The sequence below is a fragment of the Nitrospinota bacterium genome, assembly GCA_016217735.1.
In the GTDB taxonomy this organism is placed as follows: Bacteria; Nitrospinota_A; UBA7883; order JACRGQ01; family JACRGQ01; genus JACRGQ01.
Map to the genome: position 1 here is coordinate 43,440 of JACRGQ010000042.1, position 16,846 is coordinate 60,285.

Annotated in this window: 16 protein-coding genes; 8 read left to right on the forward strand and 8 right to left on the reverse strand. The window is 58.2% G+C overall.

Translation table 11 applies throughout. From position 1 onward, the window contains the following. Positions 1 to 35 precede the first annotated feature (35 nt). The 3 genes from trxA to HZA03_06880 form a co-directional block, all read right to left on the reverse strand. Complete coding sequence (gene trxA, locus HZA03_06870; protein ID MBI5637671.1) at positions 36 to 362, reverse strand: thioredoxin; 327 nt, start codon at positions 360 to 362, stop codon at positions 36 to 38. Between the two features lie 119 nt (positions 363 to 481). Next, a complete protein-coding gene (locus tag HZA03_06875) occupies positions 482 to 1,714 on the reverse strand; it encodes an NAD(P)/FAD-dependent oxidoreductase (protein MBI5637672.1) in 1,233 nt (410 codons plus the stop codon). 4 nt (positions 1,715 to 1,718) lie between these two features. Then, a complete protein-coding gene (locus HZA03_06880) occupies positions 1,719 to 1,970 on the reverse strand; it encodes a hypothetical protein (protein MBI5637673.1) in 252 nt (83 codons plus the stop codon). On the opposite strand from HZA03_06880, the gene HZA03_06885 reads away from it, so the two are divergent. From HZA03_06885 to HZA03_06920, 8 genes are all read left to right on the forward strand, one after another. Beyond that, positions 1,962 to 2,930, forward strand: coding sequence for a PhoH family protein (locus HZA03_06885; GenBank protein MBI5637674.1), 969 nt, complete (start codon positions 1,962 to 1,964; stop codon positions 2,928 to 2,930). The genes HZA03_06880 and HZA03_06885 overlap by 9 nt on opposite strands. Further along, positions 2,917 to 5,445 (forward strand): HDIG domain-containing protein, encoded by a 2,529-nt coding sequence (locus HZA03_06890; protein ID MBI5637675.1) that lies wholly within the window; start codon positions 2,917 to 2,919, stop codon positions 5,443 to 5,445. The genes HZA03_06885 and HZA03_06890 overlap by 14 nt, the downstream gene beginning before the upstream one ends. Further along, complete coding sequence (gene ybeY / locus HZA03_06895; protein MBI5637676.1) at positions 5,438 to 5,788, forward strand: rRNA maturation RNase YbeY; 351 nt, start codon at positions 5,438 to 5,440, stop codon at positions 5,786 to 5,788. The genes HZA03_06890 and ybeY overlap by 8 nt, the downstream gene beginning before the upstream one ends. A 158-nt stretch (positions 5,789 to 5,946) precedes the next feature. Beyond that, the gene (locus HZA03_06900) at positions 5,947 to 6,432 is read left to right on the forward strand and encodes an HIT domain-containing protein (protein ID MBI5637677.1); all 486 of its coding nucleotides are present in this window, start codon (positions 5,947 to 5,949) and stop codon (positions 6,430 to 6,432) included. A 24-nt stretch (positions 6,433 to 6,456) separates the two neighbouring features. Continuing rightward, positions 6,457 to 6,984 (forward strand): hypothetical protein, encoded by a 528-nt coding sequence (locus tag HZA03_06905; GenBank protein MBI5637678.1) that lies wholly within the window; start codon positions 6,457 to 6,459, stop codon positions 6,982 to 6,984. Between the two features lie 13 nt (positions 6,985 to 6,997). Further along, positions 6,998 to 8,182, forward strand: a complete 1,185-nt coding sequence (locus HZA03_06910; GenBank protein ID MBI5637679.1) for a hypothetical protein — start codon at positions 6,998 to 7,000, stop codon at positions 8,180 to 8,182. 119 nt (positions 8,183 to 8,301) lie between these two features. Beyond that, positions 8,302 to 10,896: a DNA mismatch repair protein MutS gene (gene mutS / locus HZA03_06915; protein ID MBI5637680.1), complete on the forward strand. Its 2,595-nt coding sequence runs from the start codon at positions 8,302 to 8,304 to the stop codon at positions 10,894 to 10,896. Between the two features lie 62 nt (positions 10,897 to 10,958). Then, positions 10,959 to 11,432, forward strand: a complete 474-nt coding sequence (locus tag HZA03_06920; GenBank protein MBI5637681.1) for a GreA/GreB family elongation factor — start codon at positions 10,959 to 10,961, stop codon at positions 11,430 to 11,432. Between the two features lie 227 nt (positions 11,433 to 11,659). Here the strand turns inward: HZA03_06920 and HZA03_06925 are convergent, their stop codons facing one another. Genes HZA03_06925 through HZA03_06945 form a run of 5 tightly spaced genes read right to left on the reverse strand, consistent with a single transcriptional unit; the run spans position 11,660 to position 16,844 of the window. Beyond that, positions 11,660 to 12,154 (reverse strand): peptidylprolyl isomerase, encoded by a 495-nt coding sequence (locus HZA03_06925; GenBank protein ID MBI5637682.1) that lies wholly within the window; start codon positions 12,152 to 12,154, stop codon positions 11,660 to 11,662. Positions 12,155 to 12,210: 56 nt separating this feature from the next. Next, positions 12,211 to 13,905, reverse strand: coding sequence for a DNA repair protein RecN (recN, locus tag HZA03_06930; GenBank protein ID MBI5637683.1), 1,695 nt, complete (start codon positions 13,903 to 13,905; stop codon positions 12,211 to 12,213). Continuing rightward, positions 13,898 to 14,956: a GGDEF domain-containing protein gene (locus tag HZA03_06935; GenBank protein ID MBI5637684.1), complete on the reverse strand. Its 1,059-nt coding sequence runs from the start codon at positions 14,954 to 14,956 to the stop codon at positions 13,898 to 13,900. Before HZA03_06935 ends, recN begins: the two co-directional genes overlap by 8 nt. Beyond that, positions 14,937 to 15,836 carry an NAD(+)/NADH kinase gene (locus HZA03_06940; protein MBI5637685.1) on the reverse strand — a complete coding sequence of 300 codons (900 nt, stop codon included), beginning with the start codon at positions 15,834 to 15,836 and terminating at the stop codon, positions 14,937 to 14,939. Before HZA03_06940 ends, HZA03_06935 begins: the two co-directional genes overlap by 20 nt. Positions 15,837 to 15,854: 18 nt before the next feature. Then, positions 15,855 to 16,844, reverse strand: a complete 990-nt coding sequence (locus HZA03_06945; protein MBI5637686.1) for a phosphotransferase — start codon at positions 16,842 to 16,844, stop codon at positions 15,855 to 15,857. Between the last annotated feature and the right edge of the window lie 2 nt (positions 16,845 to 16,846).

Here is a 16,846-nt window from a genome sequence, read left to right on the forward strand (position 1 = left end):
TTGAATGGCCCCCTGGAAGATCGATAAAAACGCGGTTACTTCTTCGCGTCGATCAGCCCCTGTATTTCGCCTTTGCTCCGGACGCCGACAACCTGTTCCTGCACTTTGCCGTCCTTGAAGAAGAGCAGCGTCGGGATGCCCCGGATGCCGTACTTGGTGGCGGTTTTGGGGTTTTCGTCAACGTTCAGCTTGCCCACATTCACGCTCCCTTTGTTTTCCTCCGCGAGCTGTTCGACAATCGGGGCGAGCATCCGGCATGGGGCGCACCACTCGGCCCAGAAATCGACGATGGTGAGGGTGGACGATTTTTCGACCTTTTCGCCAAAATTGGCGTCGGTGAATTGATCTACGGAACCAGCCATGTAAAACCTCCTTGGATTGCTTCAGGCTTTCGTCATTCTTCTTATAAAAGCCAGTCTAAACCGCACAGCGGCATTTATCAATAGTAGAGATGCAAACGGCGGAAAGGGTTCACCGCCGGTCAAAGCTTGTCAAAATTCCCCGCCCGCAACGCGTCCAACAGCGCCGATACATCCTTCCCGCCGTTGATGGCCGCCAGCACCTTTTGCTGGCCCGCCGTGTCGCCGTAAAAAATCGCGCCGATGATCCGGTTGTTTTTCAGCACCAGCTTCCGGTAGGCGGAGCCGGTTTCCGCCACGATTGATTGCTCTTTGCCGTCCGCGTCGATATCCCCCGCGGCGGTGAGGCTCACCCCGGCGACTTTGAGGGTGTTGCTTATGGTGGTTCCCGCATAGCGGTCTTTGCCGCCGGCCATATTGTTCCCGGCGATCTCCCCCTGCTTTTCGGCGGCGGGCCAGATGCCGTACGAAACGCCGAAAAACTCTATCGGGTCACCCGCCGCGTAGATGTTCGGGATGCCGGTCTCCATCCGGTCGTTCACCACGATTCCCTTGTTGAGGGTGATGCCGGGATGCCGTATCGCCGACTGGTAGGGGGTGGCGCTGATGGCGGAGGAGGTCATCGCCAGCGCCGTGTCCGGCCGTATGCCGGCGGAGATCAGCGCCATGCCGCAGGGGATGTTCGTCCCGTCTTCCAGCGTCACGCCGGATACGCCGTCGCCGCCGGTTATTTCCTTTGTTTTCGCGCCGAGGTGGAAGCGGAACCCCATCGATTCCAGCCGCCGTTGCAGCACCGCCGCGCCGGCCGCGTCCATCTGGCGCGGCAGCAGGCGGGGGAAAAATTCCACCACGTTCACCGTGCAGCCCGCTTTGATGAGGTTGCTTCCCGCTTCCAGCCCCAGCAGGCCGCCGCCGATGATGGTTACCGCGCGGTGTGTTTTGGCGTATTCCACGATCCGTATCGCGTCGGCCATCGTGCGGAGCGAAAAGACCCCCGGCCGCTGCACGCCGGGTATCGGCGGGATGAACGGCGTCGCGCCGGTGGCGATCAGCAATTTGCCGTAGGGGAGATCCTCGCCCCCTTCCAGGGTTACGGTTTTGAGGGCGGGGTTGATCTTCACCGCGCGGGCGTTCGTGCGCAGGGTGATCCCCTGTTCGCCGTACCACTCCGGTTTTTTGAGGAAAAGCTGTTCCGGCTTGAGGTCTCCCGCGAGGAAATCGATCAGGCGTATCCGGCTGTAGAAGGGATACGGCTCGCCGGTGACGATGGTGAGCGCGCCGTACGGGTCGAGCTTCCGTATGGCCTTCGCCGCCGTTGTTCCGGCCACGCCGCCGCCGATGATCAGGTAATTCATGCCGTCATTCTACTCCGCCCGCCCGCGTCCTTTCAAAGAAGTTTATCCCGTTTCCGTTGCCATTTCTTGTCCTATGGTATAATTGCCGCTGAAATAACCGGATGATGAGAACGCAATTGAGTGCCGCAAGTTTCCCGTTTTTGGCCCCTCCTGCGTCCGGCATCCCCCATTCCACCGCGGGAGGCCGATAATTAGCGCCGGCCACCAAGCCGTTGGCGGCGAGGCCGCCGAACGCCGCACCGTCGAGATCGCCCATTTTTCGCACTTTCGCGAAATCTGCGGGGTCAACGACGACCGCTTGAGAACCATCGAACGGCTTTTCCAGGTGAGCATCGTGGCGCGCAACGATTCCATCTTCATCACCGGCGCGCCGGCCGAAGCGTTGCGGGCGGCCGATCTGCTGGGGCAGCTCAACGAGCTGATCGAGCGGGGAACGGAGGTCGGCAACGACGACCTGAGGTTCATTTCCCGGTATTTTCACGAAAACCGCGGCATCATTTCGGTGGCGGAGATTTTCTCCGGCGAGGTTCGCGTTCAGACCGTCCGCAAGGCGGTGGTGCCGCGCACCCTGGCGCAGCGGAGCTATATTTATTCACTCACGCACACCGATGTGGTGGTCGGGGTGGGGCCGGCCGGCACCGGCAAGACCTATCTGGCAATGGCCGTGGCGGTTTCCGACCTGTTGAAGAAGAAGGTCAGCCGCATCGTTCTCACCCGCCCGGCGGTGGAGGCGGGGGAGAGCCTCGGCTTCCTTCCCGGCGATCTTAACGAAAAGATCACCCCGTACCTGCGGCCGCTCTATGACGCCATGTACGAGCTGCTGGGGCCGGACAAGCTGGCCGCCATGATGGAGCACGGCCAGATAGAAGTGGCTCCGCTGGCCTATATGCGGGGACGCACGCTCAACGATTCCTTTATCATCCTCGATGAGGCGCAAAACTGCACCACGGAGCAGATGAAGATGTTCCTCACGCGGCTGGGCGCCAACAGCAAGGCGGCCATCACCGGCGACGTCACGCAGATAGACCTGCCGCGCGGCCGGGGCAGCGGCCTGGTGCAGGCGGAAAAGGTGCTTGCCGGCATCGAAGGGATCGATATCGTTTATTTCAGCAAGAGGGACGTGGTGCGCCATTCGCTGGTGGAGAAAATCATCGGCGCTTACGAGATACACGAGGAACAAAACGCGCGGGAGAAGGGGGATCATGCCGGAGAATAGCGGCGCGTCAAATCCCCCCCAAACCCCGCCTCCCCCCAGTAAAGGGATCGAAGAACTGAAGAAGGTTTTTCAGGGGCGCGGCAGGCTGGTGGAAAACCTGCGGGACGGCTTGGCCGATTTTTTCGCCGGCAATAAACGCTTCCACACCGCGGTGCTGCTGGCGGTGTTTTGCACGGGACTGGCAATATTCATAAAGCCGAACCGGGTGGCCACCGAAGAGTACCGCGAAGGGGAAATCGCGCGGCGCAACATCTATGCCCCGCGCGACCAGGTAATCGACGACGCCGCCGGCACCGAAGCCCGGCGCACACGCGCCCAGGAAGAGGTTCGTGACGTTTACATGCTCGACACCGCGCCGCTCAAGGCCGCCACGGGCCGCATCCGGAACGCATTCGGGGCGATGAAGCAGGGCTACCTGAAAAACCTTCCCCAGCCCTATAAGGCCGTGATGAAAGAGATCGACGAGCGGGAGGCGATGGATGTCACTCCCTTGGGCGGCGAAGCCGCCGCCCGCCGCGCGGCGAACCACGAGGCGCTGCGGCAGTTCGAGGCGGCTCCCCGTTTCGCGGCGCTGGAGCGGCAGTTCCGCGACACGCTGGGGCTTGAGATGCTCTCCCCTGAAACGCTCGCCATGTTGCGCGCCAACCACTACCGTCCGCTGATAGCCGAGTGGCTCGCCGCCGTGCTGACCGAGGCGATGCAGGGGGGGATCGTGCCGCAGAAGGATATCATGCCCGTCACCGCCAAGGGGGGAATCGATACGGTGGACGCCGAAACCGGTGCGCGGCTGGGCAAGGTGGATTACCGCGACGTGATGGATCTCAAAGGGGCGCAGGCTTTCGCGCGGCGGCGGTTGGGCGAGATGATGATGGCGCAGCCGCTTTCGCTGCAACGCGCCGTGGAGGAGATGACGGCGGGCTTTCTGGGGCCGAATATGGCCTATAACCGGATGATGACGATGGATATGCGCAAGAGCGCCGTCGATGCGGTGGCGCCGGTGCAATACCGCATTCAGAAGGGGGAACTGCTCCTGCGCGAAGGGGAGCGCGTCACGCCCGATCACCTCATCAAGGTCGCGGGCCTCAAGCGCGGCCTCGCGGCGGGGGGGAGCGCGCAGGCGGGGGCCGCGTCGGCCGCCTTCCTGATGCTGATTATCGCGGCCACGGCGTTTTACATGAAAAATTACATGGGGGAATTCGCCGCACGGCGCTCCAACGTGGCGTTGCTGGGGCTTTTTTTCATCACGCAGGCGTTGCTGCTCCGGATATTTCACACGCTGGCCGGGGTCTTCTCCGCGCACAACCCCGATATCGCGCTCGATTCGTACCTCTACGCCGCGCCGTTCGCTTTCGTGCCGCTGATGGGGGCCATCTTTTTCACGCGCGAGGTGGCGATGATACTGGTGATACTCGTCTCGCTTTCCGCGGGGATTATTTTCAATCCGGCGCCGGATTTCATCTTCTTTTCGTTTTTCACCGGGCTGGTGGCGGTGTTCCATGTGGGGCACATCAAGCGCCGTTCGGATGTCTGGAAGGCCGGGGTGCGGCTCATCGCCGCCGCCATCGCCGCCATCGCGGTGCTGGAAATGGCCGACGGCGCGTTTTTCACCGCCGAATGCCTCAACAACATGCTCTTCGCCATTCTGGGCGGGATGTTCGTGGTGGCGCTCACGCTGGCGTTGCCGCCGCTCATCGAAAGCTGGTTCCCGGTGGTCTCGGACATCAGATTGCTGGAGTTGCAGGACCTCAACCACCCTTTGCTGGCGCGGATGGCCATGGTGGCGCCCGGCACGTATCACCACAGCATCGTGGTGGGCAATCTGGCCGAAGACGCCGCCGAGGTCATAGGGGCGAACCCGCTGTTGGCCCGCGTCGGTTCCTATTTCCACGACATCGGCAAAATGCACAAGCCGGAATATTTCATCGAAAACCAGCGCGAAGGGGTAAACCGGCACGACAGCCTGACCCCCTACATGAGCGTACTCATCATCACTTCCCACGTCACCAAAGGGCTGGAGTGGGCGCGCGAATACCGGCTCATCCCGCAGATACAGGACATAATCGCCGAACATCACGGTACACAGGTGATTCAGTATTTCTATCACCGCGCGAAGGAGCAGGAGGGCGCGGCCATCAGCGAGCAGAACTTCCGCTATCCCGGCCGCAAGCCGCAAAGCCGCGAGAGCGCCATCGTGGCCCTGGCCGACGCAGTGGAGGCCTCGTCGCGCACGCTGAAAAACCCCACGTCGTCACGCCTGCGGGCGCTTGTTTCCAAAATCATCAACGACAAGTTCGTCAGCGGCCAGCTTGACGAATCGCACCTCACGCTGCACGATCTCAATAAAATTGGCGATAGCTTTGTGCGCATCCTCCACGGTATATTCCACTACAGGATCGAATATCCGGGGGATAAGGATGAAGACGACGCTGACGATGACCGCAAGACCGGGGGTGAAGGGTCCGAACCTAAGCCGCCTCCGGAAAAGACTGGCCCCAATCTTCGCCGCATTGGCTGAGCCGCAAGGGGAGCTTTCCGTTCTCTTCACCGGCGACGCCGAAATGAAGCGGCTCAACCGGCGCTACCGCGGCAAAAACAAAACCACCGACGTGCTTTCATTCCCGGCGGGCGATGCGCCCGGCCCGGCCATGCTGGGGGATGTGGCGGTGTCGGTTCCCGTGGCGCGGCGGCAGGCGCGGCTGGCGGGATGGTCGTATGAGAAGGAATGTTTTTTCCTGTTGCTGCACGGCATTCTGCACCTGTTGGGGCACGACCACGAACGGAGCGCGAAAGAGGCCCACGCGATGGCCGCCTTGCAGCGCAAACTTATGGACATCGGTTACAAACGGGGAAAGAAATGATAATGATCGGATTGCTCCATCCCTGTCATGCCGGGCTTGACCCGGCACCCAGAAATATTATCCAAGCTCTTATTATTTTCTCTGGTGGGTACATGCTCTTAGCATGTACATTGGCCCATGAGGGCCAACCGCTTCGCACTTGATTTGGGGAGAACACAATGGACACATTATGGGCGCCGTGGCGGATGAAGTATATCCTCGATCCCGATAAAAAAGCCGGGGGCTGCGTTTTCTGCGTTGATGCAAAAACGGATGGCGACAAGGAACGCCTCATCCTGCATCGCGGCAAACTCTGTTTCGTCATTCTCAACCTTTATCCTTACAACAACGGTCACATGATGGTGGTGCCGTACCGCCACATATCCCTGCTGGACGAGCAGACGCCTGAAGAGAATGCCGAAATGATGACGCTCACCCAAAAATGCGTGGCGGTGCTGGGCGCTGCGTTCAAGCCGAACGGTTTTAACATTGGCATGAACCTCGGCCAAGTGGCGGGCGCGGGCATCGACGACCATCTGCACATGCACATCGTTCCCCGCTGGAGCGGCGACTGCAATTTCATGCCGGTCATCGGCGAAACAAAAGTGATGCCGCAGCACCTCGACACCACCTATGCCGCGCTGGTGGATGGCTTTGCCACTTAGTGGGCATTGTGGAATACTAGGCGTATGTCAAAACTTGAAATATCCAAGATTGATGCTGCAAAAAGACAGCTTGAAACCGCGATAGAACTTTATTTCCATCGTGGCGATGAAGTTTCAATCCACACACTTGCGGCGGCGGCATGCAATGTTATGAGAGACATAAATAAGCAACCGGGTAATGAATTTTCTTGGAGGGAAGAATTAACTAAACTGATTGTGCCTGAAATGCAAAAAGAGTTTCTTGATAAGCTCAAAGAAGCCGAGAATTATTTCAAACATGCGGATAGAGACCCAAACACGGTGTTAGGTTTTAGTCCGAAACAAACCGAATTTATTGTTTGGGAGGCGGGAGAATTATATGAAAAATTGTCTGGTGAAAATGTTCCATTAATACACTTATTTAGGGGGTGGTATATTCTTCAAAATAAAACTGCCTTTGTTGCCGTACCGGGTATTAAGCCGTATCTGGAATTTTTTAATGATAAGGAGATAGATCGTTCGGGCTATTTTAAGAACTGTCTCCCGTTGCTTATGCGGCAACCTGCTCGATAAGGAATCCTACGACATGGAACATGCTGCAAGCAATATTCAGGAGTTTTCAGGTTTTATCTCTGGATTGAAAGCTCGAGATTTGACAGGTCTTAATGAGGCCGCGATCAAGCAGACGGTGATTCTTCCCTTTTTCAGCAAATTGGGCTGGAATACTCATGAACCTAATGAAGTGCATCCTGAACATACAATTGGCAGTAAGCGGGTTGATTTCGCTCTAATTGTAAACGGGAGCAAAAAGGTTTTTATCGAGGTAAAAAAGTCGGGAATTGATTTGTCAGAACATGAAGAACAGATTTTGCAGTATTCCTTCCAGGAGGGTATTGAACTTGCCATTCTAACAAACGGCTTATTATGGTGGTTTTATTTGCCGCTAATGTCTGGGAATTGGGCAAAACGCCGGTTTCTTACACTGGATATCTCCCGCACCGACGATGATGCCGTGGCGGCCTCTTTTTCACTGCTTTTGGGCAAAGAAAAACATGTTTCCGGCGACTTTCTTTTAACAGCCAAATTTCTTTACGAATTGGGTATTTGCAGACATACAGCAGTTCCAAAGAAAAAGCCTGATAGCGTGGAGGTGTCTAAGAATCTTGATATTGATGAGACTCTTTCAAGCATGCTCGCTACTTTAAAGCCAACAACGGATGTGCAGTATCCATGGCTAGTGAAACATGAGGGAAAGGCAATTAGGCTGACTGCTGACGATCTCATGAATTTTAAAAAGTTCAGCGCAATCTGCATGGAGCAGTTAAGGTTTCTGCCAGCCCAAATGAATAAGGATGCATGGAGAAATCTTATCGTGGACAAATTAAATCAGGTAAAGGATGTTCCGCCTGAACAGTTTGTTGACGACTTGAATGACATCACCGACAACTACAAATTTCGTTATTTGCTGGAACAGTTTTTCACCAAGAATCCGGCCCGCAAAGTTAATGAAATCACATTGGGCCGGGCGTTCCTGTCCCGTGATGTGGGGTATCAATTCCAGTTAAAGGATTTTGCGGCTTATCTCGCTTCGCATGGATTTAAGAGCTTGTCGTCGAGGGATTTGACGCCGATGTTGAGGAAGCTGGGCGGGGACAACAAGCAGCGGATATGGGATGGACATAAGACGTTGAACGTCTGGTCGATGCCGGCTAATCTATTTGAAAAACATGGAACGGTGGAACCGGCGGAGATGGAAGGGGAGGGGGAATAGTGTGGATAATTCCGAAGAATTTACAGCCATCGAACTGTGCGCCGGATGCGGCGGCATACATCTCGGACTTAAATGAGTTATCCCAGATATCCCCGCAGTTTTGTTGTAAATTATAAAAAATGAGTCAACTCACCCCCCTCATGCGCCAGTATATGGCGATAAAGAAAAACTACCCGGACTGCGTGCTCTTTTTCCGCATGGGGGATTTTTATGAGATGTTTTTTGAAGACGCGGTGGCGGCCAGCCGCATCCTGAACATCGCGCTCACCAGCCGCGATAAGGGGGCCGACGGAAAAGAAAAAACCCCGATGTGCGGCGTGCCGTATCACGCGCTGGAAGCGTACCTCGGCAAAATGGTGAAGCACGGCCAGAAAGTCGCCATCTGCGAACAGATGGAAGACCCGGCGTTGGCGAAAGGGATCGTCAAACGCGAGGTTGTCCGCGTGGTAACGCCCGGCACGCTCACCGAGGACTGGCTGCTGGACGAAAAGAGTTCAAACTTCCTCGCCGCCGTCGCGCCGGGGGAGAAGGGGATCGGATTTGCCGCCGCCGACCTTTCCACCGGCAACTTTACCGCGCGGGAGTTTGAAGGTCCCCGCGCCGTCGACGCGTTGATGGACGAGTTGGCCCGCCTGATGCCGAAAGAGGTGCTGGTGCCGCACGACGCGGGGGGCGGCCTGCTTGAAATGCTCGGCGACTATCGCGTCGAGAAACTCGATTTCCTCGCGTTCGACACCGATGAATCCACGCGCCGCCTGCAAGAACAGTTTGATGTAAGCACCCTTGAAGGGTTCGGCCTGCACGGGCGCGGCCTCGCCGTGAGCGCGGCGGGCGGCATTGTCCACTATGTAAAGAAGAATGCCGCCGAGGTACTGGCGTCGCTTCACACCATCCGCTGGGTGAAGAGCGGCGGCGAGATGGAGCTGGACGCCGCCACGCTGCGCAACCTGGAGATATTGCAAAACATCGGCGAGGGGAGCGTGGACGGCACGCTGGTGGCGGTGCTGGATAAAACCCGGACGGCGATGGGGGGGCGGCTGTTGCGCGAGTGGATGGTGAAGCCGCTCAAAGACCGCGAAACAATATTGCAACGTCAGGCGGCGGTTACCGCTTTTTTCAGTGATCCGTCCACCGCCGAAAATTTCCGCGCGCGGCTTGCCAATGTGGACGACTTCGAACGCGCCATCACCCGCATTGCGGGAAAGAGCTTTAACCCGCGCGATTTTTCATCGCTCCAGCGGTCTTTGGCGGCGCTCCCCGCATTGCGGGAAGAGGCGGCGAAACTGCCGGGTTATGCGATAGCCGCGATTTTAGCGGAGTGGGATGATGTGGCGGAACTGGCCGACCTTCTGGACCGCGCGGTTTCCCCCTCGCATCCCGCCACGTTCAAGGATGTCGGATTCATGCGCGAGGGGTTTAGCAAGGAACTGGACGAATTGCGCGGCTTCCGCGATAACGCGACAGAATCCATCCGCAAGCTGGAAGAAAAAGAACGCGCGGCGACCGGTATCAGCACCCTCAAGGTCGGCTACAACAAGATCTACGGCTACTACATCGAGATCACCCACCGGAATATCGACAAAGCGCCCGCGAACTACATCCGCAAGCAGTCGCTGGTAAATTGCGAACGGTTTGTCAGCCCGGAGCTGAAAGAGATAGAGGAAAAGCTGCTGAGCTCCGACGAACGCGCCAAGCAGCTTGAAGCGAAGCTGGTGGAAGAACTCCGCGCCGCCGCCGCCGGTTACATCAAGCGGGTGCGGGGCGCCGCCGGCGTCATCGCGCGGCTTGATGTGGCATCGGCGTTGGCCGAAGGGGCGCGGCTCTACGGCTATTGCGCCCCGGAGATGCTGGATACCGATGAACTGGCGCTGGAGGAGAGCCGCCACCCGGTCATCGAGCGGTTGATGACGGAAGAGAACTTCGTGCCGAACAACATCGCGATGGAAGGGGAGCGCGAACGCCTGATGGTGATTACCGGCCCCAACATGGCAGGCAAGTCCACGTATCTGCGGCAGGTGGCGCTTGCCGTCCTCATGGCGCAGATGGGGGGATACGTCGCGGCCAAGAGCGCGCGTATCGGCATCGCCGACCGCATCTTCACCCGCGTCGGCGCGCAGGACCGCCTGCAAAAAGGGCTTTCCACGTTCATGGTGGAGATGGTGGAGACCGCGAACATCTTGAACAACGCGACCGGCCGCTCGGTGGTCATTCTGGACGAAATAGGACGGGGCACCAGCACGTTCGACGGCATCTCCATCGCCTGGGCGGTGGCGGAATTTTTGGCGCGGCTGAAGGCCCGCACCATTTTTGCCACGCATTACCACGAGCTGACCGATCTGGCGTTCACCGAGCCGGGCGTGGCGAACTACAACGTTACGGTAAAGGAGCAGCGGGAGCGTTTGGTCTTTTTGCGCAAGGTGGAGCCGGGGCCGGCCGACAAAAGTTACGGCATACAGGTGGCGCGGTTGGCCGGTTTGCCGAAAGAGGTGCTCAAGAGGGCAAAGGCGGTTTTGAAACAATTGGAAAAAATGGAGCTCGATGCCGATGGCAGGCCCGCGCTGAAGGGGGCCGACATGGGGGAGGGGCTTCAGGTGCCGCTTTTCACCGCTCCCATTCACCCGGTGGTGGAAGGCCTGCGGGAAACCGACATCGACAACATGACCCCGCTCGACGCGCTCAACTATCTGCACCACCTCAAAGAAAAACTGGAATAGGCGCTGTTTTTTGGTACAATTTTTGGGCAGTCACTGATTTCAACCTGAACGAGGCACAAACGATGTTTGATGAAGCGATAAAGAAACTCGAAGCGGAACTGACCGAAATCAAGAAGGCGCTTGCGCGGGATATTCCGAACGAAATCAACAAGGCCGCGCAACTGGGCGACTTCAAGGAAAACGCCGAGTACCACGCCGCCCGCGAGAAGAAACGCAACTTCGAGTCGCGCGGCGCGCAGATCGTCGAACGGATAAAAGCGATGCGCTCCATTGATCTCACAAAGATTTCGCGGGATGTCGCCGGCCTGTTCAGCGTGGTCACGCTGGAAGACCTCAACAGCGGCCAGACCGTCACCTATGAACTGGTGGTGGCGGATCTCGTCGATGTGCCGAACGGCAAGATCTCCATTGCCGCTCCCATCGGGAAGGCGATCATGGGGAAGAGGGTGGATGACGAATTCAAGGTTGTGCTCCCGTCCGGGCCGAAGGAGTACATGATCACCAAGCTCCAGACCATCCACGAACGCAAGCTCTAGCCATTTCCCTGTCATCCCCGCGCAGGCGGGGATCCAGCATATTATCAAAGCTCTCCCTATTTTCCCCGGTAGGGGAGGCAATCGTGCCTTCCATTGGCCCGTAAGGGCCAAGAGATTTCGGCCCCTCGGGCCGATGAGGGAAGCTTCGATAATATTTCTAGGTGCCGGATCGGTGTCCGGCATGACAGAAATTCAGATAATATCTCCCGTTCCCTATCCAGGTAATTTCAGGCTTCGACGATTGAGACTTTGATCATCTCGATCTTTTCTTTCGGGTTGTCGCGCGCGTCGCGCGGGGCGCTCACGATGGCGTCCACCACTTCCATCCCCTCGATCACTTCGCCGAAGGCGGAATACTGCTTGTCGAGGAAGCGGGCCGGGGCAACGCAGATGAAGAATTGCGATCCGGCGCTATCCGGGTCCTGCGCGCGGGCCATCGAGAGGGTGCCGCGGTTGTGGGGGCGGTCGTTGAACTCGGCGGGGATTTGGTAGCCGGGTCCGCCGGTGCCGTGGGCGTGGCGCGTTTCGTAATCTTCCTTCGTATTCGGGCAGCCTCCCTGAATCATGAAGCCGGGGATGACACGGTGAAAAGTGGTGCCGTCATAGAATCCCTTTTGCGCCAGCTCCTTAAAGTTCGCCACATGACCCGGCGCGTCGTCTTCGTAAAACTTCAGTTTGATGGTTCCCTTGCTCGTCCCTAGTATCGCGATTTCTTCAGCCATTATTGATTCCTTTTGATAAGAGATTAACATCCATCCCATATTGGGACGTCGCTTGGTTATTTTTTTATCAGTTCTTTGGCGTGTTCGCGGGCGGCGTCGGTGATGGTTTTGCCGGCGCCCATGCGCGCCAACTCTTCCACGCGGCCGTCGTCGTCCAGCTTGCGGATGTTCACGGTGGTCTGGCCTTTCACGCTCTTTTTTTCCACCACATAATGGTGGTCGGCCTGCCGCGCGATTTGGGGCAGGTGGGTGATGCAGATGATCTGACAGCTCTTCGCCAGCTTCTTCAGCTTTTCGCCGACCATGTCGGCGGTCTTGCCGCCGATGCCGGTGTCGATTTCGTCGAACACCAGCACCGGCACCGGCTGCACCTTGCCGATGGCGGTTTTCAGGGCCAGCATCACGCGCGATACTTCGCCGCCCGACGCGATTTTGATCAGCGGGCGCGGCTCCTGCCCTTCGTTGGCGCTGATGAGAAACTGGAACTCGCCGAATCCGTGCGCGAAAACTTTTGTCTTTTTGCCGTCCAGATCAAGGCCATCGGCATCTTCGGCCAGCGTGATTTCCACCTCAAATCGCGCGCCGGCCATATTGAGGTCGGCCAGTTCCTTCGCCACCTCTTTTTTGAAAGCGGCGATTCCCTTGACGCGCTTTTTGTGCAGCGTGGCGGCTTTTTCTTGCAGCTTTTTCCGCGCGGCGGCGAGTTCCGCTTCCAGTTTTTTCCGGTCTTCCTCGGCAAACTCGATACCGTCGAGTTCTTTCCGCGCTTCGGCGGCCATCTTCACGAGGCCGGCCAGATCGGTGCGGTACTTGCGTTTGAGCTTTTCGATGAGCGCGAGGCGCGATTCCACTTCTTCCATCCGGGCCGGATCGTCCTCGATGCCGGTGCAGAAAGAGTTGACCTCCAGCGCCGCTTCCTGAACCTGCGCGGCGATGTCTTTGAACAGCGCGGCGTATTTTTCAAAAAAGGGATCGATGGCCTTGAGCTTGTCCATCTCTTTGGCCGCTTCGCCCAGTGTGCCGCTTGCATTCGATTCGCCGTCGTAAAGGTCATTAAAAACTTTCGCGCCGCTTTCGCGCAGCTTTTCCGCCCCGGCAAGGCGCTTGAGTTCGGTTTCAAGCACCGCTTCTTCATTTTCCTTGAGCGCCGCTTTTTCCAGTTCGTCCAGCTTGAATTGCAGGAACTCGCGCTGCGCCTCGCTTTCCCGCTGGCGGCGGATTGTTTCCTTCAGCGCCGATTCGAGGCGGCGCGCGTCAGCTCCCAGGGCGGCGGTTTCGCCGCGCTCGTCTTCCAGCGCGAGGTAGCCGTCCAGCCAGTCGAGATGCGTGTCCTTGTTCAGCAACGATTGGTGCTCGTGCTGGCCGTGGATATCGACCATGCTTTCGCCCGCGGTTTTTAAGTCGGATACGTTGAGTTGGCAGCCGTTGACGAGCGCCTTGGTTTTACCCTCTTTTTGCAGTGTGCGGCGGACTATCAGCTCGCCATCCTGCGCGAAGATGCCCTGCGCTTCGAGCGTTTTAAGGGCCGCTTTCAGCCGCGCGGCGTCGAAGACCGCTTCGGCCAGCGCGTTGTCCTCGCCCTGACGGACGGTGTCGTTGTCGGCGCGCCCCCCCAGCACCAGGTTGAGTGACGAGAGAACCATCGATTTGCCCGCGCCGGTTTCGCCGGTGAGGATGTTGAGCCCTTCGCCGAACTCAACGGAGAGGCCGGTGATGATGCCGATATTTTTTATGGAGAGCGCCTTAAGCACCGGCCGGCAGATCCTTTTCGGTTTTCACGTTGTTGCGGCCGCTCTTCTTGGCGAGGTACATGGCGGCATCGCCCCGGGCGATTACGTCTTTGACCGGATCGTCCTTCCGTATCGACGCGAGGCCGATGGAAATGGTGACATCGATATCTTTGCCGCGCACGGTGAAGGCGATTTCCTCGATGGCCTTGCGGATTTTCTCGGCCGCGGCCGCGGCGGCATCGAACGGGCCGGAAAAGATCACCGCGAATTCCTCGCCGCCGTAGCGGCAGGGTGTGGCGTTGGAGGGGCATGCCCCCCGTATTTCCTTCGCCACATGCCGAAGCAGCTTGTCGCCGATCAGGTGGCCGCATTCGTCGTTGAACTTTTTGAAGTGGTCGATGTCCAGCATCAGCAGGCAGAAGGGGCGTCCCTGCCGCGCCAGTTCAACGGTCTCGGCCATCTTTTCGTCGAAGGCGCGGCGGTTGGCGAGAGTGGTGAGGTTGTCGGTACGGGCCTCCATGCGGGCGCTGACCAGGGCGGCGTTGAGCGTTTCCAATTCTTCGCTGCCGTTTTCCAGTTTTTTGTGGACGGTAAAGGTCTGGGTGGCGGTTTCCCGCGTGTCGCGCAGCACGTTTTTGAGCACGTTCTGCACGTCTTCCAGCCGGTTGGCTTTGTCCATGTCGTCCATGTAGCCTTTGAGTTTGTCGCCGTACATACTGGTGTTTTCGGCGGATCCCAGGATGTCCTTCATGATGTTGACGATCAGTTCGCTCGCCTTGCGGCTGACGCTGTCGGCCGTTTCCATCTCTATTCTGAGCTTTTGGGTGTCTTCTTCGACGAGGTCGCGCACGAAAAACCTTTTGTAAAGCCCTTCGCTGACCTCCGACGTGAAAACAGTGTCGGACTCCAGCATTTCGTCCAGCGTTTTTTTGATCTCTTCCTTGCGGCCGAGAAAATACTCGAACCAGATGCGGTAGTTCTCCGGCGTGATCGGTATTCCCTTGCGGGAGAGAAACGGCACCAGTTGCCGGACCACCTCTTTGGTGGCCGAATTATCTATCGGTTCTGCCATGATTCGCGGCGGCTCCTCCCCACCCCAGTTTACTGCGCAATGTGTCGAAATGGGTACGCTCCGGCACTTTCACAACGCGGGTGGTATTGGCCGAGCGCGACACGGTTATATGATCCAGCTTGTTCACTTCGATGGTGATCTGCCCGTCGAGCGTGGCGACGACTATTTCCTGCCGGGGGCTGATGTCTATTTCCATAATGTAATTATGCGGCACCACAATCGGCCGGTTGGTCAGGGTGTGGGGGGAAATGGGGCATATCAGGATCGCCTCGATGGTCGGGTAGAGTATCGGCCCGCCGGCCGAGAGCGCGTAGGCGGTGGAGCCGGTGGGGGTGGAGATGATGAGGCCGTCGGCGCGGTAGGTGGTCACATGCTGGCCGTTGACCGATACGGTGAGCTCCACCATTTTGGCCGCATGGCCGCCGCTGAAAACGATTTCGTTGAGCGCCACTTCGCGGCGGGTTCCCTTGTCGTTTTCTATTTTGAGGTCCAGCATCATGCGCTCTTCGGTGTCATATTGCCCTTCGTACATTTCATCCAGCGCCGTATCGATCTCTTCCAGCGCCACTTCGGTCATGAAGCCGAGGCTTCCCAGGTTCACCCCCAACAAGGGTATGTTGTACGCAGTGGCCATGCGGGCGGCCCCCAGAAAGGTGCCGTCCCCGCCCAGCACGATGAGTGCGTCGATGGAGGTGAGCAGCTTGGCATGTTCCACTCCTTCGGTCTTGAATTCTTTGGCCACCTTGGCGGCGGTGCGGTCCAGCAGGATTTCCACCTTGCGGCGTTTTCCCCATTTCAGCACCTTGGTGATGGCCTCGCGGGCGAGGGCGCTTTGCGGTTTTGCCACCACGCCGATCCGTTTAATGTTTATCTTGGGCATAGGCCGGTTATTATCGCACTACTCGTCCAATAAGGAAATGACCCAATCGGCCCAGGGGGAGAGGTCTTCAAAAAGCGGAAGATTGCGGCGGACGTAGCCCACCGTGTCCGGCACGAAGCGGAGGTAGAGGCCGTTTCCTTTCCGCGACGTCTGGAAACCGAAGGTTCCCAGCGCTTTGAGGTTGCGTTGCAGCGCCACCCGCAGAAACATCCAGTAAAAAGTCCGCCGGTTTGCCGCCGTGCCGGTGGCGCGGTCCAGCGCGTCGACGTAGTGGTGGAACAGTTCGTCGCGGAAGGCGTCGCCCAGTTTTACATAGCTGTCGAAAAGGAGCGAGGCGAGGTCGTATTGCAGCGGCCCCATGCGGGCATCCTGAAAATCGAGCACGATGTAGCCGCGGTGATCCATCAGCAGGTTGCGGGAGTGGTAGTCGCGGTGGGTGAACCAGAGCGGCTCCTTGAGGATGGGGGCTATCAGGGCGGCGAAGAATTCGCGCAGCCGCGCCCGTTCGGTTCCGGAGAAGGTTTTCTTGCGCAAGCCGCCCAAAAAGTGTTCGGCGAAAAAGTCAAGCTCCCAGAGGTACTTCGCGCCGTCAAAACTGCGTCCCGCCGCGGGGTGTTGCGGGGTGAGCCGTTTGGTTCCCTCAACCTGCATGAGCGTCAGCAGGTCAAGAGCCGCGTGATAGGCCTCCAGCACCTCTTCGCACGAGGCGTTTTTTACATGATGCTCCAGCAGGCGGTCGCCGCCGTCCTCGATGTAGAGCGTTCCCTGTTCCGGCTCGGCCCAGTAAAGCCGCGGTACCCGCGCGCCGCATTCGTCAAGGTAAGAGCGCATCACCAGCCAGTCGTCCGTGGCGGCATCAAACGGGTGATGCACGTTCATCATCACGGCGCTTTCGGGGGTGTGTCCCTCCATCCAAAGGCGGAAGTATTCGCGTCCCGATGCGTCTCCCGCCAGTTTGGAGAGCGGCGCCCGGTGTGCGCGTTTTTTGAGCGCCTCAAGGTTTGTCATAT

Excerpts from the sequence above, each read along its gene's own strand:
- HZA03_06900 (MBI5637677.1), top strand. The coding sequence starts at position 5,947 with ATGGACACATTATGGGCGCCGTGGCGGATGAAGTATATCCTCGATCCC.
- HZA03_06905 (MBI5637678.1), top strand. The coding sequence starts at position 6,457 with ATGTCAAAACTTGAAATATCCAAGATTGATGCTGCAAAAAGACAGCTT.
- HZA03_06880 (MBI5637673.1), bottom strand. The coding sequence starts at position 1,970 with ATGGGCGATCTCGACGGTGCGGCGTTCGGCGGCCTCGCCGCCAACGGC.
- HZA03_06910 (MBI5637679.1), top strand. The coding sequence starts at position 6,998 with ATGGAACATGCTGCAAGCAATATTCAGGAGTTTTCAGGTTTTATCTCT.
- trxA (MBI5637671.1), bottom strand. The coding sequence starts at position 362 with ATGGCTGGTTCCGTAGATCAATTCACCGACGCCAATTTTGGCGAAAAG.
- HZA03_06920 (MBI5637681.1), top strand. The coding sequence starts at position 10,959 with ATGTTTGATGAAGCGATAAAGAAACTCGAAGCGGAACTGACCGAAATC.
- HZA03_06925 (MBI5637682.1), bottom strand. The coding sequence starts at position 12,154 with ATGGCTGAAGAAATCGCGATACTAGGGACGAGCAAGGGAACCATCAAA.
- mutS (MBI5637680.1), top strand. The coding sequence starts at position 8,302 with ATGAGTCAACTCACCCCCCTCATGCGCCAGTATATGGCGATAAAGAAA.
- HZA03_06945 (MBI5637686.1), bottom strand. The coding sequence starts at position 16,844 with ATGACAAACCTTGAGGCGCTCAAAAAACGCGCACACCGGGCGCCGCTC.
- HZA03_06890 (MBI5637675.1), top strand. The coding sequence starts at position 2,917 with ATGCCGGAGAATAGCGGCGCGTCAAATCCCCCCCAAACCCCGCCTCCC.
- HZA03_06935 (MBI5637684.1), bottom strand. The coding sequence starts at position 14,956 with ATGGCAGAACCGATAGATAATTCGGCCACCAAAGAGGTGGTCCGGCAA.
- HZA03_06940 (MBI5637685.1), bottom strand. The coding sequence starts at position 15,836 with ATGCCCAAGATAAACATTAAACGGATCGGCGTGGTGGCAAAACCGCAA.
- HZA03_06875 (MBI5637672.1), bottom strand. The coding sequence starts at position 1,714 with ATGAATTACCTGATCATCGGCGGCGGCGTGGCCGGAACAACGGCGGCG.